Below are 23,627 nucleotides of genomic sequence, written 5' to 3'. Positions count from 1 at the left end.
CCGAGCGAACCTGTCGACAATGAAAATACTTTTTGTTTCATCTAGAAATCTGACGCACAGTGACTGATCCCCGCCCTCCAAACGACAGCCCTCCCCAAAAACGACCTCCCACGCCCTCCCGTCGGCGATTTCTCGGTCTCACTTCGACTGCCGTTTTCGGCACTCTCGGTGGGTGTAGCGCGCTGTACCCCGCCGCTTCCCGACCGATTTCCGCGGACGATTGGCCGCTCGTCGGCTACGATTCGGCGGGCACGGCATACAAACCGGACGGCCTCTCGCTCCGAGCGAAACCCGCGGTTCGGTGGAAACGGACGCTTCCGAACGTGACAGGACGTTCGCCGACGCCGCTCATCTACGACGGGACCGTCTACAGCACGGCCGGGAGTTTCCTCACCGTCCATGCGACGGACGGAACGACGCAAACCCATCGGCGGAAGCCGTTCGGAGCGACGCCAGCCATCGCAACGAAGACTGCATACCGCAACGAGACGGTCGTTTCGACCGACGGGCGTCGGGTTTACGGCGTCAATCCGGGCACCGGCCCGCGCGGTGACCTCCGATTTCGCTGGCGAACGCCCGAACCGAAGTCGTCGTTCATCCAGTCGTTGTTGCCGAGCGGCGACGCCGTCTCGCCGGTCGTCGCCGATGGACACGTCTTCGTTCCACACGATACAGGTGTCGAGAGTAGCGTGCGCGCGCTCGACCCGAGCGACGGACGGGAACGGTGGCGCTATCGGTCTGACGGCCTGTCCTCACGAGTCTCCGTCTACGACGGCGTCGTCTACATCGCGACGTGGGTCAACGAATTCGCCGCGCTCGACGCCGAAACAGGGGACGTTCGCTGGCGACGTCAACCGTTCAAAGAAGTGCTCACGTGGGGGTACGTGACCGCCGCCGATCACGGCGTGTACGGAACGCGTGACGACTACGCCATCGCCTTCGACAGGAAGACCGGGAAACGTCGGTGGCTCCGTCACCTCACCGGCGACGGAAAGTACGCGAAGATACAGGGAACACCGACCGTCACCGACGAGACGGTGTACGTCCAGACCACACGGGACGACGGGGACCTCCTCCTCGCGCTTGACCCACGCTCGGGAACGACTCGATGGGAGAAGCCGGTCGGCGAGTACAAGCGAACGCCCGTCGTCGCGGGCGACACGGTCTACGTCCCCGATTCGCGGGCCCTCCTCGCACTCGACGCGAAGACTGGAGACGAACGGTGGAAATTCGAGACCGAAAAAGCTCCGTCACCACCGGCAGTCGGTGCCGAGATGGTCGTCTTCACGGACGGGTTCGAACTGTACGCATTGGAGGCGTCCCGATGAGCCGAGACGAGCAGGTCCACGGCACCGGGATCGATCACGTCGGTTCCGATTCGCCGCCCGACGACTCCATCACGGCCTTGGGATTGCTCGTGGGTGCCCTGCGGGACATTCGCTCGCGTCCCTCGCTCGCCGTGCCGTTTCTGGTGACGAGCGTCGTGCTCGCCGCCTGTAACGTCGTCCGACTCCGCGACCCGGTGGCGACGCAGGTCGCCACCGTCGCTCGGATGGGACTCGCCCATTTCGTCGTGCTGTTGTATCCCGGTGACTCCTCCCTCGTTACCCGACCGATTGGCGCGATTTTGGGGCTTCGGCTCCCGATCATGGCGGAAGTCGCCGCCGTCTGGCTCGTCACCCAGATAGCGATCGCAACCGCGGTTGTCGCCCTCGTGACCCGTTCGGATGGCGATTCCATCTCCGTTCGAAGCGTCGCGTCGCTCGTCGTCTTTCAATGTTGTCTGTCCGGTCTCGTCTGGGCGGTCGGCGCGATAGCAGCGATGCTCGGCTTCGTCGCTCTGCTCGTCGGCGTACTGCTCGTCGCGTTCATCTCGGCCCGACTGTTCGCCGTCCCGGTGTTGCTGGTTCGTGGTAGCTCGATGGGTACGGCGATTCGGCGAAGCTACGACTCGGTCGCCGGGAACACCCTGTCGGTCGTCGTCTTTGCGGGAATCATCGGGACGCTCCAGTACTGGGTTGGGAGCGTTCCGATGCTCGACTCGCTCGCCTCGTACGGTGGACCCGAACTCCACGTCGCGCTCGGGACGGTTCTCGGAGTGTCTATCTTCGCCCCGTTGGGAGTTCTCGGCGCGATACGTGTAGCGGTGATCGCAACCGACGAGTGAGCCTCGTCAACCGTAGGTTTCCACGAGATGGTCGAGCAACTCGTTCACCGTCGTCGGGTTGTACGTCCAGAATCCGAAGAATTCGCCGTCATCACGTTCCTCGGCGACCAGCGCGCATTTCTGATCGTCGTCGCCGCCACCGTCGTAGACGAGGAACCACACCCGTCCGATCTCACCCTCCGTTCTGGCACAAAACGTCGTGTTGGGTATCCGAGGTGGTTTCCAGTCCGCACGTCCGTAGATGTGAATATCCAGGTTCGTCTCCGACGCGAGTCGGCGATAGAGGTCCATCTGATCCTGAAACGCCGAGAACGCCTGAAATCCGACGTGTAAGGAACCGACGGCGATACGCCACGCGCGGTCCTCGATTTCGCGGCTGGTCGCCAACATCTGCCGTCGGTCGAACGACGTGAACAGGGTTTCATCGAGAAGCGTTCGCAGGTCGCGGAACGAGGACGGATCGAAATCATCGTGCCACGGGACGAGAACCGGCGGGGTGAGAAATTCACGAAGCGCGGTCACCCCGATCGCTCCCTGAAACCCGTCCTCGTCCCGGATGACGAGGAATTCGTTCGGTCCGACGCTCCGAAGCCGTTTGTACTGCACCGTGACGTTTTTCGTCTCGAACTGCTCTACGAGGTCCGTATTCGAGTCACTACTGTACACTACGAGCGTCTTTCGTTCCCGCTCGACCGCATCGATGGCTTCCCGGAAGTTCATCGGTAGTTCCGCTCCTTTTCCTTCGCTCAATTCCCATACTCGTTTTTCAGCGCCCAGTGTAGTAGTCGAGTGACGGACGGGGAGAATTCGGGCTTGACGAGCAGTTCTTCACGCGGATCGTAGTCGACGAGTCCCGACTTGCGTAGCATACGGATGTGTTGTCGCTGGAGTTCGGCCAGCAACTGCTCGCGGTCCTCGGCCGTCGCCATCCGATATTCGCTCGCGTACAGCCACCCCGTGAGCACGTCGGCCAGTTCGTCCAGCGAGATTCGGTCCCACTCCAAGAGGGTGTACAGCGTATATCGTCGAGGCGTACTCGACAGGGCCCGATACACGTCGTCGTCCAGCGACGTGTCTAACAAAATTTCGTACAGTATGTCCTCGGAGTCGTTTCCCATATAGACTCCCCGATACCCATACAATTCGGGAATGCCTAAATCTTCGGCCCCGACTCGCGTTACAGTCGTCGGGCGAGCAACCGACTGGTGACGAAGAGGATGGCGCTCATCGTGACCGAGACGGCCGAGACGGCAAACACGCTCAGACCGGTGCCCGACGCGTCGAATGGGCCTCGTCCGGCCGCCGTCGTGTACTGGTGGATCGTCTCCACGCCGCTGTAGCCCAGGAGGAACACCGCCAACGTGATGACGAGCAGGAGCGCGCCACCGACCAAGCCGTAAAACGACGCGATCTCCTCGACGCTCAAAAGCTGTTGCATCCGGCGCGTGCTCAGGTCCTCCTCGCCGGAGAGTACCGTCGCGGCGACGGCGACGTGTCCGGCCGCCGCTCCGAGTTCGAGGAGGAGGACGAGCGCACCCGGCATCAGGATGATCGGCGATGCAGTCAGTGGATTTCCGCCCGGAAACAGCGCCGCAACCGAGTCGGAGTAGCCGAGCGTTATCGGCGCGATGAGTGCCAGCGCGAGCAGTAGGACGCCCTGCCAGGCGAGTTTCGTCGGGATGGATTGGTCGAAGAAGCTGTTCCGTCGGACGCGCAGTCGCTCGTAGGGCGAGCCGTTGAGAATTGCGTCCGCGATTCTGTCGTCGAGGTAGTCTGTCTGTTCCGTCACGGTACCACGACCGGGTATCGGTCGTTTTCAGCCGATATCATCCTCGGGAATATACCTGTGTCGATTCTCCGAAACACCAATATTCGGACGTTTCAGAGCGTTAGGACAAAAATATCGCGTACCGTCGAATAGGGGACTGCGGTGGAATGCTCGACTTCCGGCGCCACCCCGTTATCCCGAGGAGGATTCAAAATCACCGGTGAAATGCAGTGGGATCAACACTTCCATCATCGGCGACCGAGACGAGACAGGCATGGCGCTCGTCGCTGAATACGAGATTACCTGTGCAGCCCTCCCGTTCGTGGACGTCGCAGCCTCTCTGACCGAGGCAACGCTGGAGGTCGAGCTTCAGTACAACCACGGCGACCTGCCACCGTTTCTCGTCCACGTGACCGGTGGTGAGGACGAGGTGATCAAACGGACGTTCGAAGCCGCGGCCTTCGTAGCGGAGTACACGCTGGTCGGACGTGCGGGCGAAACTCGTCGCTATCAGGTGTTGCCTGCCATCGGTGAACGAGCACAACTTGGAGATGACCTCGACCTCTCGGGACTTCGCTCACTTGCCACCACAGAAGCCAGTATCGAACGGATTCGCGTCACTCCCACGGGATGGGTTCAGACCGGACGGTTCGCTCATCGGGCGGCGTTCGACGAGTTTCGAACGTTCTGGCAGGAGAACGGCGAGTTCACGCTCCGACGACTTACGACGGACGGCGAACCGGAACCGCCGGGGGACGGCCTGACAGACCGACAACAGGAGGCACTCCGAACCGCCTACGAGATGGGGTATTTCGAAATCCCGCGCACGGCCTCGCTCGATGCCGTCGCTTCCGAACTGGGGGTCTCCGCGTCGTCGCTCTCCGAGCGACTCCGGCGTGCCCAGACACACCTCGTCGAAACCACCGTCGCCTCGACGTGGCCGCCGTTACCCGAGTGAATCGTCTCCGAGGCGGATGGTATATAAATAGCCGCACCATTCCGGGATAGATTTAGCCGCGTCGCGGACTTCGGTAAAACTATGCAATCGGTTACGTCCGCGGATGGAACGGCCATCGCATACGAACGGTACGGGGAGGGACCGCCGCTCGTCCTCCTACACGGCGGCTCTACCCATCGGTACTGGGAGCCACTCGTCCCGCGCTTCGCTGACGATTTCACGCTCGTCGTTCCACATCGACGAGGTCACGGGAACAGCGGAGACGGCGGCGGGTACAGCCTCGAACGTGAAGTAACAGACGTTCGTACGATAATCGACACGTTCGACACCGAACCGATCGTTTTCGGGCACTCCTTCGGTGGCCTTCTGGTGATCGAGGCCGCCCGTGAAGCATCGATCGATCGCCTCATTGCCTACGAACCGGCGGTTCTGGTCGGCGAATACAGGGACCGAGCGAATCTCGCGGACCGGATGCAAGAACTCCTCGACGCCGGGGAGCGTCGTGACGCGATGAAACAGTACGTCCGTGAGGTCGTTCACGGTGGCGAGATCGAGAATTTCGATACGTGGCTCGAAGCGTGGCCACCGTGGCCCGGCATCGTCGATCTGGTGGAGAACACGGTTCGAATGAATCGCGCCATCGAACGGTACGGTCTTCCCGACCATCTCGATGTCGCCGCACCCACGCTGTTGCTGACTGGAACCGAGGGACCGCCCCATCTCCGGGAGAGCGTCCGTGCGGTTCGTGATGCGGTTCCAAACAGCCGTCTGGTCGAGTTCGAGGGACTCGGTCACGGCGGACCGACGGAAGCGCCCGGCCGCGTCGTGGCCGAGGTTCGGACGTTCATCGACCGGGAGAAGTGAGCTGATTTGGGACGTGGATCGTGCGGATAATTAAATGAGTTTTCTGAAAATATGGGTGACGAAATCCCCCCGCCGAACTACCCACGTTCATTGTCACCGCCGATCACGACACGAGTATGACCGAATACGATACCATCGTCGTCGGCGTCGGCGGCATGGGAAGCGCGACGGCGGCCCACCTCGCAAAGCGCGGCGAGAACGTCTTGGGCCTGGAACGCTACGATATTCCGCATTCGATGGGGTCGTCACACGGCGTGACGCGAATCATCCGGAAGGCGTACTACGAGCACCCTGACTACGTCCCGCTGCTGGAGCGTGCCTACGAACTGTGGGACGAGTTGGATGCCACCCACCCCACAAAACTCCTCCACACGACCGGTTGTATCGTCGCTGGGCCGGAGGGCAGCGAGAAGGTCGCCGGTGCGCGCGAATCCTGTGAGACACACGGATTGGCGTACGAACGGCTTTCCGCCGAGGAGGTGGACGAACGATATCCGGGCTACGAACTGCCCGAGGACTTCGTCGCGATTTTCGAACCGGACGGCGGCTTCCTTCACGTCGAACAGTGCGTCGTCGCGCACGTGAACGAAGCACACCGACACGGCGCGGAGATTCGCGCCCGGGAGGGCGTCCTCGACTGGGAGCCAACCGCCGACGGCGGTGTCCGCGTCGAAACGAGGGAGGGGAGCTACACCGCCGACACGATGGTCGTCACGGCAGGCGCGTGGGCCGCAAACTTGCTCCCGATGCTGCGGGCCGAGGCGAGACCGGAGCGACAAGTGTTGGGGTGGTTCCAACCCGACGAACCCGAAGCGTTCCAACCCGATTCGTTCCCGGTCTTCACGATGGGTTGCGAGGAGGGCTACTTCTACGGCTTCCCGGAGTACGGCGTGCCCGGGTACAAGGTCGGCAAGTACAACCACTTCCACGAGAACGTCTCCCCGGACGACGTGGGCGGCCCGACGCCCGCCGACGAGCGCGTCCTCCGCGATTTCACGGAACGCTACTTCCCCGACGCGGCCGGACCGACGATGCGCTTGGAGACGTGTCTGTTCACCAACTCGCCGGACGAACACTTCATCATCGACGCGCTACCGGACCACCCGCAGGTCGTCGTCGGCGCGGGCTTTTCAGGCCACGGGTTCAAACTGTCGAGCGTCGTCGGCGAGATTCTGGCCGACCTCGCCATCGACGGCGAGAGTCGCCACGATATCGAGTTGTTCTCGCTCGACCGGTTCTGACGTCGATCCGATCACCGTTCGACGCGGTACCACAGGTGAGTCACGTCGGGCGAGTCCACCACCCGCGTCTTTTCGAGTTCGAGCGGTTCGAAGTCGAGATGGTCGAACAAGCGAACCCCGTCCCCGAGCAGGATGGGAACGATGTGAAGTCGGATTTCATCCAGAAGGTCCGCACCGAGAAACCCCTGAACGACGTTCGCCCCGCCCGCGACCGACACATCGTCGGTACCCGCGGCCGCTCTTGCCCGTTCGAGCGCGTTCTCGACGCCGTCGGTGACGAAGGTGAACGTCGTGCCACCCCGTCGTTCCTCCGTTCCTCGATGGTCGTGCGTGAGGACGAACACCGGAACGTGAAACGGTGGGTCATCACCCCACGGTTCCTCGCCGGTGTCGAACATCCGCTTTCCCATCACGACCGCGCCGACACTCCCGAACGATTCCGCGAAGACGTCGTCGTCGGTGCCCGTTTTCCCGCCGTCGAGACCGTGTAACTCGCGCCAACTCGCCAGTTCGTACACCCACTCGTGGAGTCGCTCGCCGCCGTCCCCCAGCGGGTTGTCGACCCCCGAGTTCGGCCCGGCGATGAACCCGTCCAACGACGTGGACAGTTCCGCGACGACGTTTCCACTCGTTTCCTCGGTGTCGATTTCCGACTCGTCGGAAATCCCTCCGTTTGTCATCGTCTATTTCCCCCCAGGACATTCGGGACGCCGGCAACCCCCTTAATTCTCGCCACCGTGCGACCCGGCCACTGGGGTCGTTCGTCCCGCTACTCGAACCGCTCCACGCTGAACTCCTCGATATCGACCGGTTCGCCCATGATCTGATCGGCGACCAGTTTTCCGCTGTAGGGGCCGAGTTGGAGTCCGGTCGCGCCGTGACCGGTCGCCAGGTGGACGCCTTCGACGGTCGGAATTTGCCCCAAAACGGGCAGTTGGTCGGCCGAGCGCGGACGGAGGCCGACACGGATCTCCTCGATCGCCGCGTCGCCGAGTCCGGGCGCGACGCGAAGCGCTTCGCCGAGCACCTCGTGAACACCTTCGGCCGTCGTGTGGGGTTCGAAGCCCGACCCGACTTCACGGGTCGCGCCGACGGCGACGCGGTTGTCCGACCACGGGACCATGTAGTGGCTGTGATACGGGCTGAGGATGGGCCACGTGGAGGTGTCCGTGTCGCCCAAATCGAGGTGGATGATCTGCCCGCGTTGGGGTTCTACTGGGATCGACACGCCGAGCGAGTCGGAAAATCGATCGGACCACGCACCCCCGGCGATCACGACCGCCGGGGCCTCGTACGTCGTTGCGTCGGCGGTTTCGACGCCCGTGACGGTCCCGTCCTCGTGGTGAATCTCGGTCACGTCCTTTCCGAAAACGGTGAGTCCGTGTTTCTTCGCCGCCCGGAGCAGCGCGCCGGTGAACGTCCGGGCGTCCACCCGCGCGGCACCGTCGTAGGCGCGACAGCGCCGAGTTTCGGCGAGGGCCGGGAACCGCGATTTCGCCTCCGCCGACGAGATTTCCTCCGTCGTTCCGGGAGCTGGCTGACCGTATTTCTCCTGTCGCTCCCGAATCCGTTCGGATGCCGCGTCGTACTCCGGTACTTCGTCCTCGTCCACCGCGACCGAGAGCAGGGGACAGTCGGAGTAACCCGTCTCCCCGTCCTGTTCGGCTTCGAGGCGTTCGACGACGTCGGGATAGTACGCCGCGGCATCGAGCGCGAACTCGAACCACTGGGTCGAGGCGGTTCGACTGCTGGTCGCTGGAGAGATGATGCCCGCACCGGCGTCCGTCGCCCGTCCGGTGTCGTGGCGGTCGATGAGAAGCGTGTCCACGTCCTCACGTGCGAGGTGGTAGGCGACGGAGGCACCGACGATTCCGCCCCCGACGACGATTGCGTCGTACATGGGAGATGGTCGCATGCCCCCCACTTTGACGTATGGATACCGACAATCCGGACGGTAGGTCGGTGCGAAAAGTATGCCCTGATAGTCACGGGAGAGAATGCCACCACCGATTGATACCCGATCTATTATTGACGAATACGTTCGATGACCAATCTCAACAGCGTTGAGACGGCGAGCAGGACGCCGGTAACAAGTGGGAAAAATCCTGCCCAGTAAACCCCACCAGGGTCAGTGTTCAGGTTCCAGATCGCATACAGACAGAGTATGAGCGTACTGGCCGCGAACGCCGTGAGCGCGCGGCGACCGATTCCACGCGGATTGGTGGAGCGTCCCCTGAGTACAAGAATGGCTATCGAGAGTATCATCGGTGCAATGGCGCTTGGCGGCAGTGAGAGTAGACCGATATGTATCCATTCCGGATACCACGGGTTGTAGTCCAGAGACAGGTCAGTGCTAACGAGGGTGGCGAGTGCGAGGAGTGCTTCGAGTAGATGCGCAGTGCGGTCGGACGGCCAAGTACTCATATGTTCTTTCGGCGAGTTGGAAGGAAATACTTCTGGGAGACGTAAAACGAATTTTAAGCCCGAAACGAACTAGCGGAGTCGTACCCAGATTCCCCAGCAGAGCACGAGCACGAGAACGAAGAATCCGCCTGTGAAGAACGCGATGAACGAGATATCGAGGAGGCCGTGAGATGTCGGATTGCTCCCGGGTGGCCCGCTACTGTACTCGAACGTCCGGTAGAGGACGTAGATAGTCGCGCCAAGGAGTAGTATCCCCGCACCAAATACGCGTGCGAACAGATCGCGCAGGCCGTTCCTCCGGTCTTCGGTGCCGACGAAAAGCACGACCGGATCGTCGGGTGGCGCGTACACCGCCATCTCTCGCCCCTGTTCCGAGTACCGAGTATCTGCGACGCGAACGAGACCTGCGTTCTCAAGCTTCCCCAAGTGATACGAAATCGTTTGCAGCGAGTTGTCAGTACGGTCGCGCAGGTCACTAGGAGTTACCGGATCGCTGTAAATCTCCGTGAGTAGTGTGCGAGCAGTGGCCGAAGAGATCGCGTCGAGTGCTTCGTCGATATTCTCGTCATCAAGGCCGATGAGACGTGGATCACCACGTTGTGTCCCATCCACATCGCGGGCGGGCAGCCAATCCATACCCAAGATGGTCGAGTAATTGCCATAAAAATATGGATGCTTTGAATGGATATTTTCATCACTTGTACGTACCGTCACTGGCGACGAGTCTCATAGACGGAGACACTCCGTACTCAATCACGGCTTTTGCAACCTCCCCCGACCATGAGACAGAACACGGACGAGAGTTGCCTATCAGTTCATCCGAGTTCTGGGGTCTTCGCCGTGAACCGTCCGTCGAATTTGTCCCTATCCCAAATCCGGGTCGGTGTCGACGAACCGGTCGATTTTCTCCGGCGCGCACCAATCCGTCGCCAGTTCCAGCAGTTGCACCAGCATCCGTCCCGTCGCGCCCCAGACGGTGAAGCCATCGACGTGGAAGTAGTGGATGACCACCTCGCCGTAGTGTGGATGGTCGCGGTGTTCGTTCTCGTAGTTGTCGAAGTCCGTCAGTTCCGAGACGGGGAGGACGGCGATTTCAGCCACTTCGCGCTCGTCGGGGTCGTACTCGCGGTCCGGGATTCTGACGACGAACGGACTGATGGAGTAGCCCGTTATCGTCCGGATGTCGTCCAGTCGCCCGACGTGCTCGACTTCCTCGGGTCGAAGCCCGATTTCCTCGTGTGCTTCCCGGAGTGCGGTCTCCCAGAGGTCGTCGTCGCCCGGTTCGTGCCCCCCGCCGACGAAACTCATCTGTCCCGGATGTTCGCCGAGGTGGTCCGCGCGCTTGGTGAAGAGGAGGGCGGGACCATCGTCGCGGTCGATAATCGGCACGAGGACGGCCGCCTCGCGTTGCTCGTCCGTGACCAACCGTGGTTCGTGGTCGGCCACCCGACCGAGGTTCATGTGGTTTCGTCGGTCCGTCCGGCCTTAATTTGCCCGGTCGGCGTGCGACTCGTTCTCGGAGCGCAATCGTTCGGCCTCATGACTCGTCCAACCGTTCGCGCACGTCGTCCGCCTTCACGGGTGCCCACGCTTCGAGGTCGTAGCTCACGTCCACGAGGTACTGCCCCCGCTCCTCGTCGGCCGTTTCGGCCTCCTCGGCGAGTCGCTCCTTCACGCGTTCGCCCAACCCCTCGCGGTCCGTGGTCCGCTCCGGAACGTCCATGATATGCGGCAGGTCCTCCGCGTTGTCGGGCAACGCCGGGAACGCCACCGGACCGGGCACGAGCACGGTTTCGCCGTCCTCGCCGGTGTCGGCATCGGCGCGTGCTTCCACGAGATAGAAGTCCCGCACGCCGTCTTCGATGACCGCCTCGAACGCCGATTCGTCCACCTCCTTTCCCTGCTTGAACGCCAACTCGGCGAGCGCCTCGGCCAGTTCCGCACGTGTCAGTTCACCGAACAGATCCACCACACCCGCGAGTTCGTCTTTCGTCTCACTCATGTCGTCTCACTCGTTACCGGGAAGCATCGGGCCACCGATATTAGTGTTCACCTTTCGTCACGCGCGGGAAACGTGTTCCGTTACCGGGTACTGATTCGGTACGGGAGATTCGACCACTCGTAGCCGGGGTCGGACCCCTCGATGACGATTTCAGTTGGAAATACCTCGGCGGGCCGTCCAGTGGGAAACCAGTCTCGTCCCTCCCGTACGAGGATGAACATGCCGTGGTCGTCGCCGACGACCCGGAAGGTTTTGCTGTCGCTCTCCCACGCTCTCGTCTCCGTGTGGGTTTCGATAGTCTCGACGGCAGTCGGCACGTCGGGAACCGGTAGCCCGATTTCGCTCACTTCGAGCAGGCAGTCCGGACCGAATTTCTCTCCTTCCACCGTCGCGTTACCGATGTCGTGCCGAGCGATGAGTTCGCCGATGTTCCCTGCCGGGTCTTCGAAGTACGTCGCGTTGGCGTTCATGAATTCGAAGTGGAACTCGGTCTCGCCGGAGTCGGCGTCCGGTATGAGGCCGACTCTATCGGCCAACCAATCACGCGCCTCCTGAAATCGGTTTTCTGGAACGTTGATAGCGAAGTGATAGAACGGCGATCCGGAGTCTACGGTCCTGAATTCGAGTTCCGTGGTCCCGACAGAAACCGAGAGTCCGCACTCTTCGCGTGAGAGTGAGAGCCCAAGGCGACCGCCGTAGAAGTCGGTCAGTTCGTCGGGTGCCGTAGTTTCGAGCGTGAGACGGCGAATGTACACGGTCGAGGTACAGTCCCGAGAGCGATGAATCTAACTTTACTTCATTTCGAGCAGAAAGTATTTATTGGAACAATAACATCTCTCGAATATGGTCTCCTTCAGCATGATGCTCACCGGACTCGGTGTGCTCGCCCTCGGTGCCCTCGGCGTTAAATACGGGTACCAACTGTCGACGCCCGACGAGCAATCCGACTCCATCGGCAGTGCGAACCCGATCGACACGGTCGAACCTGCGGGCTGGCGGGTGGCACTCACGCGATTCTGTTTCGGGATACTCGGTACGACCGGCGCGGGAATGATCGTCATGTCGGTGTTTTCCTTCTGAACCGCGAAAACAGAAACCGAACGAACAGTAGAGAAGCTATAGCCGAGACAGCACTGCCTCGGTGACGTCAGCGGTGGTTCCGTCGCCGCCGAGGTCGGGCGTTCGCGGCCCGTCCGACAGCACGGATTCGACCGCCTCACGAACCGCCGCGCCCTCCTCGTCGTAGCCCAGATGCTCCAGCAGCATCGCGGCCGAGAGGATGGTTGCCGACGGGTTCGCCACGCCCTCGCCCGCAATATCCGGCGCGGTGCCGTGGACGGGTTCGAACAGCGCGTTGTCCGGTCCGATGTTGGCCGAGGGGAGCAGTCCCAATCCGCCGACCAATCCGGCGGCGAGGTCCGACAGCACGTCGCCCGCGAGGTTCGGGCAGACGATGACGCCGAACTCGTCGGGGTGCAGACAGAGGTGGGTCGCCAGCGCGTCCATCAGCATCTCGTCGTGTGAAACGCCCTGCGCGTCCGCCACGCGGTCCACCGTGTCGCGGAACAGGCCGTCGGTCTCGCGCATCACGTTCGCCTTGTGAGCGATAGTGAACTCCTCGTCGTCGCGCCCCTCGACGTACTCGCAGGCGAATTCGGCGAGTCGTTCGGACGCGGATTCGGTGACGACGCGGGTCAGCGTCGTCACGTCGTCGCTCAGGTTCGACTCGTGACCGGCGTAGACGCCCTCCGTGTTCTCGCGGAGGAAGACGAGGTCGGTCTCGGGTCGGAGCGCTTCCGTGCCCGGATACGCCCGTGCGGGGCGCACGTTGACGAACGAATCCACGACGCCGCGAAGCGGCAGAATGACCTCCGCCGCCGTCTCGCCCGCCGCGCCGAACAGCGTCGCGTCGGATTCCGACACGAGAGTTCGGGTTTCCTCCGGCAACGCTTCGCCGGTCTCTTCCTTCACGGCGTCGCCCGCGTCACCTTCCACGAACTCGAACTCCGGTCCGACGGCTTCGAGGACTCGCCGTGCCGCTGGTACTACTTCCTGTCCGATTCCGTCGCCGGGGATGACAGCGATTTGTTCGCTCATTGTTCGACGTAAGGGAGGCTCTCGGCCGTTTTCTCGATTTCCGCTTCGTTCGACTTCATCAGCGCCGTCGTGTCCCAGACGCCCTCCACGAGCGCCTGTCGCTGGGCGTCGTCAACGTTCGCCTCGACGGTTCGGCCGTCGTAGCGCACGGTTTCCTCCGCCACGTCGACCTCGATTTCGGCGTCGGGGTTCTCCTCGACGAAGTCCTGCAACGCCTCGACGGTCTCGGCGTCAGCCGTGACCGTCGGGATGCCCAGCGCGAGGCAATTTCCGGCGAAAATCTCGGCGAAACTCTCGCCGACGATGGCGTCGATTCCCCAGCGAGCGAGCGCCTGCGGCGCATGCTCGCGCGAGGAACCACAGCCGAAGTTACCGTTGACGACCAGAATCGACGCACCCTCGTGATCGTCCTCGTTGAACGGGTGCGGTTGCGGGTCGTCGTTCGAATCGAACCGCTGGTCGAAGAACGCGAACTGCCCCAGGCCGTCGAAGGTGACGACCTTCATGAACCGCGCCGGGATGATCTGGTCGGTGTCGATGTCGTTGCCGCGCACCGCGATGCCGGTTCCGGATTCGTGGGTGACTTCTTCGGTCATGCGCTCACCACCTCCGACAGTTCGCGCACGTCGGTCACTTCGCCGCGAATCGCGCGGCCGCGACCATCTCGGGACTCATCAGCACCGTCCGGCCGTCCGGACTGCCCTGTCGTCCAACGAAGTTGCGGTTCGAGGACGATGCACTGGCCTCGTCGCCGTCGAGTTGGTCGTCGTTCATACCCAGACACATCGAACAACCGGCCTGACGCCAGTCGAAACCAGCCTCGCGGAAGATTTCGTCCAGCCCTTCCGCCTCTGCGGCGGCCTTCACGCGCTGGCTACCGGGGACGACCATCGCCCGTACGTCGTCGTGGACTTCGCGTCCCTCGACGACCTGCGCCGCGCGGCGCAGGTCGGGCAGTCGGGCGTTGGTACAGGAGCCGACGAACGCCACGTCGATGTCGTAGCCCGCCATCGTCTCGCCGGGTTCGACGCGCATGTGTTCCTGTGACTGTCGCGCCGTCTCCTGCTTCTCCTCGGGCAGGTCTTCTGGTGCGGGAATCGGTTCCGTGATGCCGACGCCCTGTCCGGGCGTCGTCCCCCACGTCACCATCGGTTCGAGTTCGTCGCCGTCGATGACGACCACGTCGTCGTACTCGGCATCCTCGTCGGAGCGCACGGACTCCCAGTAGGATTTGAGTTCCTCGAACTTTTCAGGATTATCCGCGAAGGCGTCCGTCTCCCGCAGGTACTCGTAGGTGGTCTCGTCGGGGTTGACGTAGCCCGCGCGAGCGCCGCCCTCGATGGACATGTTGCAGATGCTCATCCGGCCTTCCATGTCCAGATTCTCGATTGCCTCGCCCGCGTACTCGTACACGTAGCCGACGCCGCCGTCGGTGCCGAGTTGGCGGATGATTTCGAGGACGATGTCCTTCGCCGAGACGCCGGGCCCGAGTTCTCCCGTGACCTCGATCTTTCGGACCTTCTGTTTCTCCATCGCGATCGTTCCGGTCGCCAGCACGTCACGAATCTGGCTCGTACCGATACCGAACGCCAGCGCGCCGAACGCGCCGTGCGTCGCGGTGTGGCTGTCGCCACAGACGATGGTCATGCCGGGCTGAGTCAGTCCCTGCTCCGGACCGATAACGTGAACGATTCCTTGGTCGCCCGATTCCGGGTGCGAGAAGTTGATACCCGCTCCCTGCACGTTCTCCTCCAACTCCGACATCATCTCTTCCGCTGCCTCGTCGGCGTACGGACGCGACTGGTCGGCAGTCGGGACGATGTGGTCCACCGTCGCGTGGGTGTTTTCGGGATACGCGACCTCCATGTCGCGCTCCTCCAACATGCCGAACGCCTGCGGACTCGTCACCTCGTGGACGAGATGCAGGCCGACGAACAGTTGGGTCTGTCCGGTCGGCAGTTCCGTTACCGTGTGGCGGTCCCACACCTCGTCGTAGAGCGTTCCCTCACTCATCGGTACTGTACCCGATATTCGTGGCCGCGCTCGAACACGCTCGTCGAGTCACCCGCACCTCGCGGAGCGGTGTGTTGCACGTCGGCCATCGCTTCCGTCTCCGATTCGTCGTCCCCACCGTCGGTGGCGACCTGCCCACGGCCGAACAGCTGTGTCATCGCGCCGCGGTCGGCGTGGGGATGGACGTGGTTCACGTCCGCCATCGTTTCCGTCCGTCCGTTCCGATTTTCCTCAGTCATCTGCAGTCACTCGCTCTTGTTCTCCTTCCTCGGATTCCGATTCCTCGTCTTCCGTTTCCGACCACGAGAACAGTTGGCGGAGACGGTCCCCGACCTCCTCGATTTCGTGGTTCTTCTCGGCCTTCCGCTTCTGACGGTACGACGGCCGCCCGGCCTGGTTCTCGACGATCCACTGGCGCGCGAACTCGCCGTCTTGCACCTGCTGGAGGACCGTCTCCATGTTCTCGCGGGCGTGGTCGTCGACGACGACCTCGCCGCGCGTCAGACCACCGTATTCGGCGGTGTCGGAGACCGAATCCCACATCTCGCCGAGGCCGCCCTCGTACATCAGGTCCACGATGAGTTTCATCTCGTTTAGGCACTCGAAGTACGCCATCTCGGGCGAGTAGCCCGCATCGACGAGCGTCTCGTACCCGGCTTTGATGAGTTCCGTCACGCCGCCACAGAGGACGGCCTGCTCGCCGAACAGGTCGGTTTCCGTCTCCTCCTGGAACGAGGTCTCGACAACGCCTGCGCGGGTGCAACCGATGGCTTTCCCGTAGGCGAGCGCCTCCTCCTTCGCCTCGCCGCTCGCGTCCTGATAGATGGCGAGCAGGCCCGGCGTTCCCTCGTCGGCCTCGTAGTTCCGGCGAACGAGGTGCCCCGGCGATTTCGGGGCGATCATCGTCACGTCCACATCCTCCGACGGTTCGATCTGCCCGTAGTGGATGTTGAACCCGTGGGCGAATTGGAGCGTGTCGCCGGGTTCCAGTTCGGATTCGATGTCGGCGTACACGGCCGGTTGGACGGTGTCGGGCACGAGCACCGAGACGACCTGTGCTTCACTGGCCGCCTCTTTCGGCGTCGCAACGCGCAGGCCGTCGGCTTCCGCGGCCTTGCGCGAGGACGAACCCTCTCGCAGGCCGACCACCACGTCCACCCCGCTGTCAGCGAGGTTCTGTGCGTGGGCGTGGCCCTGGCTGCCGTACCCGAGTACGGCCACCGTCTTGTCGTTCAGATAACTGTCGTCCGCGTCGTCGTCGTAGTAGATCGTTGCGTCGTATTGGTTCGTCATTGTTGTATTCCTCAGTTGTCTGCTTCGTCGTTCGTCGCGCTGTGCGGGTCCTCTGGTGGCTGGGTCGAATGACCCGGTTCCTCGCCCGGCGTCGTCGGCGTGTCGCCGCGCGCCAGGGCGGTCTGGCCGGTCCGTGCGATCTCGATGATGCCGAACTGGCGGAAGGCGTCCACCGCGTCGTCGATCTTCTGCTGGTCACCGGTGATCTGAACCGTGATGGTTCGCGGCCCGGCGTCCAGCGTCTGGCCCTCGTACATCTGCGTGATAGCGTGAACCTCGTCCGGCTTGTTGCCCCGAACTTTCAACAGCACCAGTTCGGCGCGCACGGCGGGGTCATCGACCTCGCCCACCTGAATGACCGGCTTGAGTTTCGCCAACTGTTTTTCCACTTGGTCGATTCCGGATTCGGTCTCCTCGACCACGAGCGTGATGCGGGCGTGGCCGTCCACGGTCGTCTTCCCGACAGTCAAGCTCTCGATGTTGAACCGTCGCCGGGAGAATAGCCCGGAGACGCGCGAGAGGACGCCCGGTTCGTGTTCGACCAGCGCGGAGACCACGGCGGTCCGTCGCCGTGGTTCGGCTTCCGCCTCCGGGTCGATGCGGATACCCTGCTCGTTCCGGCGACCTTCGGGATGCGGTCGCTCGTCGGGAGCCGTGCCGGGCATGCCCGCGGATGGGGTTTGAGACGGTCCGTCGTCCGTCGATTCTTCGCCGCTCATAGTTGGTCCTCCGAGAGGGCGAATTTACCGTTGGCACCGCCGCTCGGCACCATCGGATAGACGTTTTCAGCGGGATCAACGTGGAAGTCGATGACCGACGGGCCGTCGTAGGCAAGCGCCTCCTCGATGGTGTCGGCCACTTCGTCGTAACAATCCACGGCGAATCCCTTCGCGCCGAACGCCTCGGCCAGTTTGTCGAACTCGGGACACCAGTCGTAGTCGGCGGCCATCCGTCGACCCTCGAAGAAGGCGTCCTGCCACTGGCGGACCATCCCGATGTACTCGTTGTTCAGGATGGCCACGGTGATGTCGAGGTTCTCGCGCACGGCCACGGAGAGTTCCTGCATCGTCATCTGGAAGGAACCGTCGCCGTCGATGCAGACGACTTGTTGGTCGTCGTCCGCTCCGAAACGTGCTCCGACTGCCGCGGGCAGTCCGTAGCCCATCGTCCCCAGTCCGTGACTGGACACCCACGTACGCGGGCTTCGATACGTCCAGAACTGGGCGGCCCACATCTGGTGCTGGCCGACGCCGGTCGTGACGACGGCGTCGTCGTCGGTGGCCTCGTCCAGCGCCTCCACGACGAACTGCGGCTTCAGCGGTTCGTCCTCGGGCGTGTCGTATGTCAGCGGGAACTCGTCCCGCCACGTTCGACACCGCTCGCGCCATGCCGCCCAGTCGTCTCGGTCTTCGTCCCCGTCCGTCGAGAACGCCGCATCGACCTGTTCGATGACGTCCCCGCGTCGCCGATGAGCGGGTAATCCGCGTGGACGTTCTTCGAAATCTCGGCCGGGTCGATGTCGATGTGAACGACCTCAGCCTCCGGGGCGAACGTGTCGATACCGCCGGTCAGTCGGTCGTCGAACCGACAGCCGACGGCTATCAGCACGTCACAGTGCGTGACGCCCATGTTGGCGTAGCCGGTTCCGTGCATGCCCGCCCACGAGAGACAGAGGTCGTGATCTTCGGGCATGGAGCCGATTGCGGGCATCGTCGTCACCACGGGAATCCCGTGGTCGGTGGCGAAGTTTCGCGCCTCCTCGCAGGCGTTCCCTTTGACGACGCCGCCGCCGAACAGCAACAGCGGTTTTTCGGCGCTTTCGATGGCTTTCGCGGCGGCTTCGACGTTTGCCGCGTCGGCCTCCGTCTGCGGCGAGCAGGTCGAAGGGGTTTCGGTCTTCCCCGGTTCGTTCTCGGTCTCGCCCATCGTCGCGTCCTTCGGCAGGTCCACGAGCGTCGGGCCGGGTCTGCCGGTTTCGGCCAGCGCGAACGCCTCGCCGACCATGTCGCCGATGGCGTCCGACTCGTCCGCGAAGTAGTTGTGCTTCGTGATGGGGGCCGTCACGCCCGTGGTGTCGGTCTCCTGGAACGCGTCGGAGCCGACCAATCCGGACGGGACCTGTCCCGTCAGCGCGACCATCGCGTCCGAGTCCATGTTGGCGTCCGCGATGCCGGTGACGAGGTTCGTCGCACCCGGCCCTGAGGTCGCCAGACAGACGCCCGGTTCGCCGGTGACGACGCCGTAAGCATCTGCGGCGTGGGCCGCACCCTGCTCGTGAGCCATCGTCACGTGATGGATGTCGGAGTCGAACAGCGCGTCGTAGACGGGCATGATGGCCCCGCCCTGCACGCCGAACATCGTCTCGACACCGGCCGATTCGAGCGTCGAGACGACCGCGTGGGCGCCAGTCGCCCGCGCGGGCTCTGTCGTGTCGTCGCCGGTGGTCGAATCGTCGTCATTCGGTGCCGCCGAATCCGTGACTCCCGTTTCCGGCTTCTCGTCCGTCTCGCGGGAGACGGATTGTGCCGTGTGCTCGCTCACGCCTTCGTCACCTCTGTTCGCGTGTCGGCCGACGGCTGGTGGGCCGCCGGTCGATAGTCGTTCGTCGGTCGATACGTGCCGGTTTGCTGTCGTGTGCCTGTCATCGGTTTGGACCTATGCGTCGTGCTATTGGATTTCGATTCGTTCTGGTTCGGGGTGAAGAATAGATGAGGGGTAGTTAGACCCCTACAATAATGAGCACGCGCTCCGCGGCCGCAACGCTCGACACCGGCGAACCGTGGGTCAAGCGTTCTCGTGGCATCTGTGTTATCACCGTTCGTGGTGATACCCAAATAATCTTTGCGTGACGGGCAATTCTTGCACCCGCGTGTCAGCGGCCGCTCTCCGTCCGTGTAAAAAACGCGAGGGGACATGGTTATGCCTTGACCTCCTCGTGAGAATCGACGCCCAGCTCGCGGGCGAAACGTTGTACGTCGCTCACCGTCACGCGGTTCTTCGCCGCGCCGCGGTCCTTGACCTTGCGGGTGATCTTCCGGACTTCGGCCTCCGTCGGGACGAACCCGGACTGCTGGAGGTGTTTTCGAACGGCGTGCGTTCCGGTGTGTTTGCCGAGGACGAACTCGCGTTCGGCCCCGACCATCTCCGGCTTCATCACGCCAGTCTCGAACGTGTCGCTGTTCTCGATGACGCCCGCCGCGTGAATCCCGCTCTCGTGGGCGAACGCGTTCGCCCCGACGACGGGTTTGTTGACCGGCGTCTCGACCTCGCTGTACTCCGCGATCATCTCTGACAGCTCGGTGATTCGTTGCGTGTCGATACCTGTATCGACACCGTAGACGCTCTCGACGGCCATGACGACCTCCTCGAAGGCCGCGTTTCCGGCGCGTTCGCCGATGCCGTTGACGCTGACCTGAACTTGGTCGGCACCGGCCTCGACGCCGGAGATAGCGTTCGCCGTCGCCATGCCGAAGTCGTCGTGCGTGTGCACGTCGATACGCGCGTTGGTGTGCTCACTGACGTGGGCCACCAACTCCGCGAAGCGACTCGGCGTGCCGACGCCGCAGGTGTCGGGGATGTTTATCCACTCGGCACCCGCTTCGCTGACGGCTTCGACGATCTCGGCCATGTATTCGGGATCCGTTCGCGTGGCGTCCATCGGCGAGAACATCGGAATCGCGCCCGCCTCGGCGACGCGCTCGACCGAACTGATGGCGCGTTCCAGCACGTCCTCGCGCGTGGTGTGCATCGAATCCTCTATCTGCACGTCGCTGGTCGAAGCGAAGACGTGCACCATCTCCGCGCCGGTGTCCAGCGCGGTTTCCACGTCGCCGTCGACGATTCGTGCCAAGGCACACGTCGTGGCGTCAGTGGACTCCGCGATGTCGCGGACGGCCGCGAACTCGGCGTCGCCGTTGGCCGGGAAGCCAGCCTCGATGACGTGGGTTCCCATCTCGTCCAGCGTCGCCGCGATCTCACGCTTCTCGTCGGGCGAGAACGAGGTGCGTGGCGTCTGCTCCCCGTCGCGGAGCGTCGTGTCGAAAATTCTAACTGATTCAATCTCGTCGGTGTGGGCTAGTGTGCCCTCGAAGAACTCGACCCCCCCTTTTGGGGGTCATGTCGTTGTGTGACATTGTACTCGATGTGAGAGCCATCCTCCTATTTATAAGTAACGCTAAGACAGATGCTATCAATGATTTTTAATTTGTGGACTCGCCGCTCGGATTGCGGAAATCGCACGACATCGTCGTGATGGTATGTGTTTAAGGTAGCTAAGGCACTCCGGACGATGCGGTAGTATTCATACTGCCGACACCGCCCCGATCACGCTCCAGTCCCCCGATATTCCGACTATATTTGCTGTGAAAATCGTCGCGCGCAGAGTACGCCCCACTGAGGACGACACGCATCGTCCACAACAACACAACCCGTATCAGCGGAAGTTGGACGCCGATCTCACTCCAACTCCACGGCAATCTCGTTCCGGCGCATGAACGGCGGCGTCCACGGGTCGTCGTATCGCAACAGGAACGACTCGCCGTTCGGCGTCAAGTCGTGTGCCGAAAGGGTGTCGAACAACCGCTGTCGGTTTTCCTCGACCCGATCCGCCGTCGCGTACCACGAAAACGAGCGCACCGCGAGGGTTCGCGCGCCGATGGCTTCGACCGAGACGGCTTCGTCGGTCGGTTTGGGCGCGCCTTCCGCCGTGTACTCGCCCGGCAGGAAAAACGACATCTCCATGCCCGTTTCAGAGGGTTCGGACGCGACGGGTGCCGTCATCTCGATCGTCTCGGAGTCGGTGGACACCGGCGCGGTCATCTCGATCTCCTCTCCCAACCGGTTGTCCCCCTGAATGTAACGGAACAACCGTTGGAACGCTTCGTTCTGGGTGTCGGCCGTCGTCCGCGCCACCACGGTGTCCGGATACCGCCGGATCTCCACCCCGTCGACGTGCAGCGCGGTCGTGTACGGCACCTGGTCAGTCTTCCGTCGAATGTACGCCCCCCACCCGACCCACGCGGCACCGAGCGCCACGGCGGTCCCGAGCGCGAGCGTTCTGCTGATTCGTGCCATCGAATGACATACGCCGGGGACGGGCAAGTACCTACTCCCCAACTAGAACGAGACAGAATCCTTTCGAGAGGCCGTCCCACGTCGTCATCGTTTCGAGGTTCCGGGCGGCTTGTCGTGGTCGGCCCGATGGTCCAGCATCTCCTCGTACTGGCAGGCTTCCAGCGAGAGGTCCGAGCAGGGTTTCGCGGTGCACGGGAGGATCATGTCCTCCTCGCGGTCCACGTCGAAGTAGCGCTGGGAGTCGGACTGGTCCACGTCACCGGAGAGCAGTTCGGCCGCGCAGGTGGTACACCACCCCTGTTGGCAGTCGGCGGGGAGCCAGAGGCCCTGATTTCGGGCGACGGCGAGGATGTACTCGTCCTCCGGAACGTCGATTTCGACCGTCTCGCCCGCCTGTTCGATGTCGCAATCGGCGGGGACTTCGATTTCGACGGTGTAGGAACTCACGGGCACAGTTACGGACGGAAGAAAATGTGGTTGTCGGCCGGAAATCGGTCGGGAACCGGACGCTCACGCGGAGTCGTTGAACGAGCGGTTCTTGGAGTACGGCGCGTCTCCGGGCTGATCGCGGACGAAGTGACCGGCGGGGTTGACCTCGCCGTCGCGCTCCATCGAGAGCAGTTCGATGAACCACGCCTCGTGGTCGATCTCCTCCTGCAGGATCCTGCTCGCCATGTCGTAGGTGCGCGGATCACAGTCCTGCGTCATATCACAGACTTCGGACCACGTTCGGATCGCACAGCGCTCCGCTTCGAGGAGGACTTCGAGGATGTTCTCCGCCGTCGGGTCGTCCGGCAGTTCGGCGTGCGGGCAACTCGCGCGATTCATGAAGTCGCCGATGTCGACGGGGATGTGTCCGCCGAGTTCGTACACGCGTGGCATCACGAGTTCGAAGTGCGACCGGTCTTCGAGTCGCGCGTCCTCGGTGATCTCCTTGTAGTCCTCGTAGCCCGCGAGATGGGTTCGGAGGTTGGTGTAGTAGTAGTACGTGGAGAATTCCGCCCCGATTGCGTCGATGAGCGTCTCACGGATCTCCTCCGGATTGCCACCCCGCTCACGGATCACCTGCATTCCCACTCGATCGCTCGTGTCCCCCGGCGAAACGCTTCCGGAGCCGTGCTTTTTACTATCTGACATGGTTTCTAACCCCGAAAACCACAATCGGTTCCGATTTCCTTAAAATTTTCTTCGGAAAACTGGTCGATATTTTGAAGTACTCCTACTTTTTTGGGCAATATACGTTTTGGCGGGTCGTCGTGATTCGAGACGTTACCGACCAGTAGTGGGACGTGGAACGACACGATTCTCCCGTCGAGCGGTCCTTCTCTCTCGGAAGAGGCGCGACAGCCCGATTACGGCACGTAATCGGTGGTTACTCAAGTGGATAGTCAACATTAGGGGATACACAGCAATGAGAACGCCGCGTCGAAAGGGAAATCACCCCATTCGAAACGTCCGTGAGGGACTACTTCCCGGCACGGTCTAGTTTCTCTTGGGATGGGTAGACATATTCTAATTTATTTCCTCTAGTTATCATTTAGAAAAAGCTATTCTCCCGGGGTGCCAGGGATCAGATGTGATGTCCGAGAGCAATGACACGTTAACGACGTACCTGACCGAGAACCCACGAATGATCGGCGTGCTGTTCGCCATCTGCTTGCTGCTTACCCAGACGGGTAACGTGGCTGCCGCTGGCTGTGGAACCATCCGATAACGAGTTCTGTCAC

Annotated in this window: 26 protein-coding genes and 2 pseudogenes; 7 read left to right on the top strand and 21 right to left on the bottom strand. The window is 62.5% G+C overall.

Features of this window, described 5'->3' with window-relative positions:
• Positions 1-59: 59 nt before the first annotated feature.
• Together A4G99_RS01300 and A4G99_RS01295 are read left to right on the top strand one after the other, a co-directional pair.
• A complete protein-coding gene (locus A4G99_RS01300) occupies positions 60-1,328 on the top strand; it encodes a PQQ-binding-like beta-propeller repeat protein (RefSeq protein WP_066138436.1) in 1,269 nt (422 codons plus the stop codon).
• Positions 1,325-2,167 (top strand): hypothetical protein, encoded by an 843-nt coding sequence (locus A4G99_RS01295; RefSeq protein WP_066138433.1) that lies wholly within the window; start codon positions 1,325-1,327, stop codon positions 2,165-2,167. The genes A4G99_RS01300 and A4G99_RS01295 overlap by 4 nt, the downstream gene beginning before the upstream one ends.
• 6 nt (positions 2,168-2,173) lie before the next feature.
• Here A4G99_RS01295 and A4G99_RS01290 read toward each other — a convergent pair whose 3' ends face one another.
• The 3 genes from A4G99_RS01290 to A4G99_RS01280 are packed head-to-tail and all read right to left on the bottom strand — an operon-like array spanning position 2,174 to position 3,956.
• Complete coding sequence (locus tag A4G99_RS01290; RefSeq protein ID WP_223301538.1) at positions 2,174-2,917, bottom strand: DICT sensory domain-containing protein; 744 nt, start codon at positions 2,915-2,917, stop codon at positions 2,174-2,176.
• Positions 2,914-3,285 carry a hypothetical protein gene (locus tag A4G99_RS01285; protein WP_066138430.1) on the bottom strand — a complete coding sequence of 124 codons (372 nt, stop codon included), beginning with the start codon at positions 3,283-3,285 and terminating at the stop codon, positions 2,914-2,916. Before A4G99_RS01285 ends, A4G99_RS01290 begins: the two co-directional genes overlap by 4 nt.
• Before the next feature lie 59 nt (positions 3,286-3,344).
• The gene (locus A4G99_RS01280; RefSeq protein WP_066138427.1) at positions 3,345-3,956 is read right to left on the bottom strand and encodes a hypothetical protein; all 612 of its coding nucleotides are present in this window, start codon (positions 3,954-3,956) and stop codon (positions 3,345-3,347) included.
• 253 nt (positions 3,957-4,209) lie between these two features.
• On the opposite strand from A4G99_RS01280, the gene A4G99_RS01275 reads away from it, so the two are divergent.
• The 3 genes from A4G99_RS01275 (at position 4,210) to solA (ending at position 6,998) form a co-directional block, all read left to right on the top strand.
• The gene (locus tag A4G99_RS01275) at positions 4,210-4,893 is read left to right on the top strand and encodes a helix-turn-helix domain-containing protein (protein ID WP_066138424.1); all 684 of its coding nucleotides are present in this window, start codon (positions 4,210-4,212) and stop codon (positions 4,891-4,893) included.
• Between the two features lie 81 nt (positions 4,894-4,974).
• The gene (locus A4G99_RS01270; protein WP_066138422.1) at positions 4,975-5,757 is read left to right on the top strand and encodes an alpha/beta fold hydrolase; all 783 of its coding nucleotides are present in this window, start codon (positions 4,975-4,977) and stop codon (positions 5,755-5,757) included.
• A gap of 116 nt (positions 5,758-5,873) precedes the next feature.
• On the top strand, positions 5,874-6,998 hold the full coding sequence (solA, locus tag A4G99_RS01265) for an N-methyl-L-tryptophan oxidase (protein WP_066138419.1): 1,125 nt from the start codon (positions 5,874-5,876) through the stop codon (positions 6,996-6,998).
• Positions 6,999-7,009: 11 nt separating this feature from the next.
• Here the strand turns inward: solA and A4G99_RS01260 are convergent, their stop codons facing one another.
• The 7 genes from A4G99_RS01260 to A4G99_RS01230 all read right to left on the bottom strand — a co-directional run bounded on the left by A4G99_RS01260 (position 7,010) and on the right by A4G99_RS01230 (position 12,179).
• A complete protein-coding gene (locus tag A4G99_RS01260) occupies positions 7,010-7,678 on the bottom strand; it encodes a dihydrofolate reductase family protein (RefSeq protein ID WP_082837658.1) in 669 nt (222 codons plus the stop codon).
• A gap of 89 nt (positions 7,679-7,767) precedes the next feature.
• The gene (locus A4G99_RS01255) at positions 7,768-8,898 is read right to left on the bottom strand and encodes an FAD-binding oxidoreductase (RefSeq protein ID WP_066138416.1); all 1,131 of its coding nucleotides are present in this window, start codon (positions 8,896-8,898) and stop codon (positions 7,768-7,770) included.
• Positions 8,899-9,023: 125 nt separating this feature from the next.
• A complete protein-coding gene (locus A4G99_RS01250; protein ID WP_066138414.1) occupies positions 9,024-9,422 on the bottom strand; it encodes a hypothetical protein in 399 nt (132 codons plus the stop codon).
• Between the two features lie 69 nt (positions 9,423-9,491).
• Positions 9,492-10,058, bottom strand: a complete 567-nt coding sequence (locus A4G99_RS01245) for a helix-turn-helix domain-containing protein (protein ID WP_066138411.1) — start codon at positions 10,056-10,058, stop codon at positions 9,492-9,494.
• 228 nt (positions 10,059-10,286) lie between these two features.
• The gene (locus A4G99_RS01240; protein WP_066138408.1) at positions 10,287-10,883 is read right to left on the bottom strand and encodes a CoA pyrophosphatase; all 597 of its coding nucleotides are present in this window, start codon (positions 10,881-10,883) and stop codon (positions 10,287-10,289) included.
• A gap of 76 nt (positions 10,884-10,959) precedes the next feature.
• Positions 10,960-11,424, bottom strand: coding sequence for a hypothetical protein (locus A4G99_RS01235; RefSeq protein WP_066138405.1), 465 nt, complete (start codon positions 11,422-11,424; stop codon positions 10,960-10,962).
• A gap of 80 nt (positions 11,425-11,504) precedes the next feature.
• Positions 11,505-12,179: a VOC family protein gene (locus tag A4G99_RS01230; RefSeq protein ID WP_066138402.1), complete on the bottom strand. Its 675-nt coding sequence runs from the start codon at positions 12,177-12,179 to the stop codon at positions 11,505-11,507.
• Positions 12,180-12,267: 88 nt separating this feature from the next.
• Between A4G99_RS01230 and A4G99_RS01225 the strand changes: the two genes are divergently transcribed.
• Positions 12,268-12,504, top strand: coding sequence for a hypothetical protein (locus tag A4G99_RS01225; RefSeq protein WP_066138399.1), 237 nt, complete (start codon positions 12,268-12,270; stop codon positions 12,502-12,504).
• Between the two features lie 36 nt (positions 12,505-12,540).
• Here A4G99_RS01225 and A4G99_RS01220 read toward each other — a convergent pair whose 3' ends face one another.
• From A4G99_RS01220 to dps, 11 genes and pseudogenes are all read right to left on the bottom strand, one after another.
• Positions 12,541-13,521: an isocitrate/isopropylmalate dehydrogenase family protein gene (locus A4G99_RS01220; protein WP_066138396.1), complete on the bottom strand. Its 981-nt coding sequence runs from the start codon at positions 13,519-13,521 to the stop codon at positions 12,541-12,543.
• Positions 13,518-14,117, bottom strand: coding sequence for a 3-isopropylmalate dehydratase small subunit (gene leuD, locus A4G99_RS01215; RefSeq protein WP_066138393.1), 600 nt, complete (start codon positions 14,115-14,117; stop codon positions 13,518-13,520). The genes A4G99_RS01220 and leuD overlap by 4 nt, the downstream gene beginning before the upstream one ends.
• Positions 14,114-15,534: pseudogene (gene leuC / locus A4G99_RS01210) on the bottom strand (3-isopropylmalate dehydratase large subunit). The gene leuD and the pseudogene leuC overlap by 4 nt, the downstream one beginning before the upstream one ends.
• On the bottom strand, positions 15,531-15,773 hold the full coding sequence (locus tag A4G99_RS01205; protein WP_066138390.1) for a hypothetical protein: 243 nt from the start codon (positions 15,771-15,773) through the stop codon (positions 15,531-15,533). The pseudogene leuC and the gene A4G99_RS01205 overlap by 4 nt, the downstream one beginning before the upstream one ends.
• Entirely contained in the window at positions 15,766-16,827 is a 1,062-nt protein-coding gene (gene ilvC, locus A4G99_RS01200) for a ketol-acid reductoisomerase (RefSeq protein ID WP_066138387.1), read from the bottom strand. Before ilvC ends, A4G99_RS01205 begins: the two co-directional genes overlap by 8 nt.
• Before the next feature lie 11 nt (positions 16,828-16,838).
• Positions 16,839-17,546 carry an acetolactate synthase small subunit gene (ilvN, locus tag A4G99_RS01195; RefSeq protein ID WP_066138384.1) on the bottom strand — a complete coding sequence of 236 codons (708 nt, stop codon included), beginning with the start codon at positions 17,544-17,546 and terminating at the stop codon, positions 16,839-16,841.
• Positions 17,543-19,368 (bottom strand): annotated as a pseudogene (gene ilvB / locus A4G99_RS01190) (biosynthetic-type acetolactate synthase large subunit). The gene ilvN and the pseudogene ilvB overlap by 4 nt, the downstream one beginning before the upstream one ends.
• 376 nt (positions 19,369-19,744) lie before the next feature.
• Entirely contained in the window at positions 19,745-20,887 is a 1,143-nt protein-coding gene (locus tag A4G99_RS01185) for a LeuA family protein (RefSeq protein WP_190303656.1), read from the bottom strand.
• Positions 20,888-21,282: 395 nt separating this feature from the next.
• Complete coding sequence (locus A4G99_RS01180) at positions 21,283-21,900, bottom strand: heme-binding protein (RefSeq protein ID WP_066138377.1); 618 nt, start codon at positions 21,898-21,900, stop codon at positions 21,283-21,285.
• An 84-nt stretch (positions 21,901-21,984) separates the two neighbouring features.
• On the bottom strand, positions 21,985-22,347 hold the full coding sequence (locus A4G99_RS01175) for a 2Fe-2S iron-sulfur cluster binding domain-containing protein (RefSeq protein WP_066138374.1): 363 nt from the start codon (positions 22,345-22,347) through the stop codon (positions 21,985-21,987).
• 63 nt (positions 22,348-22,410) lie between these two features.
• Entirely contained in the window at positions 22,411-23,037 is a 627-nt protein-coding gene (gene dps, locus A4G99_RS01170) for a DNA protection during starvation protein (RefSeq protein WP_066138371.1), read from the bottom strand.
• A gap of 442 nt (positions 23,038-23,479) precedes the next feature.
• Here dps and A4G99_RS28380 point away from each other — a divergent pair, with 442 nt between their 5' ends.
• Positions 23,480-23,614 carry a hypothetical protein gene (locus A4G99_RS28380; protein ID WP_255358957.1) on the top strand — a complete coding sequence of 45 codons (135 nt, stop codon included), beginning with the start codon at positions 23,480-23,482 and terminating at the stop codon, positions 23,612-23,614.
• The last annotated feature ends 13 nt before the right edge of the window (positions 23,615-23,627 follow it).

It is taken from the genome of Haladaptatus sp. R4, assembly GCF_001625445.1.
GTDB lineage: Archaea > Halobacteriota > Halobacteria > Halobacteriales > Haladaptataceae > Haladaptatus.
Note: the sequence above shows the minus strand (reverse complement) of the source record. Positions and strands in the feature narration are given on the sequence as shown.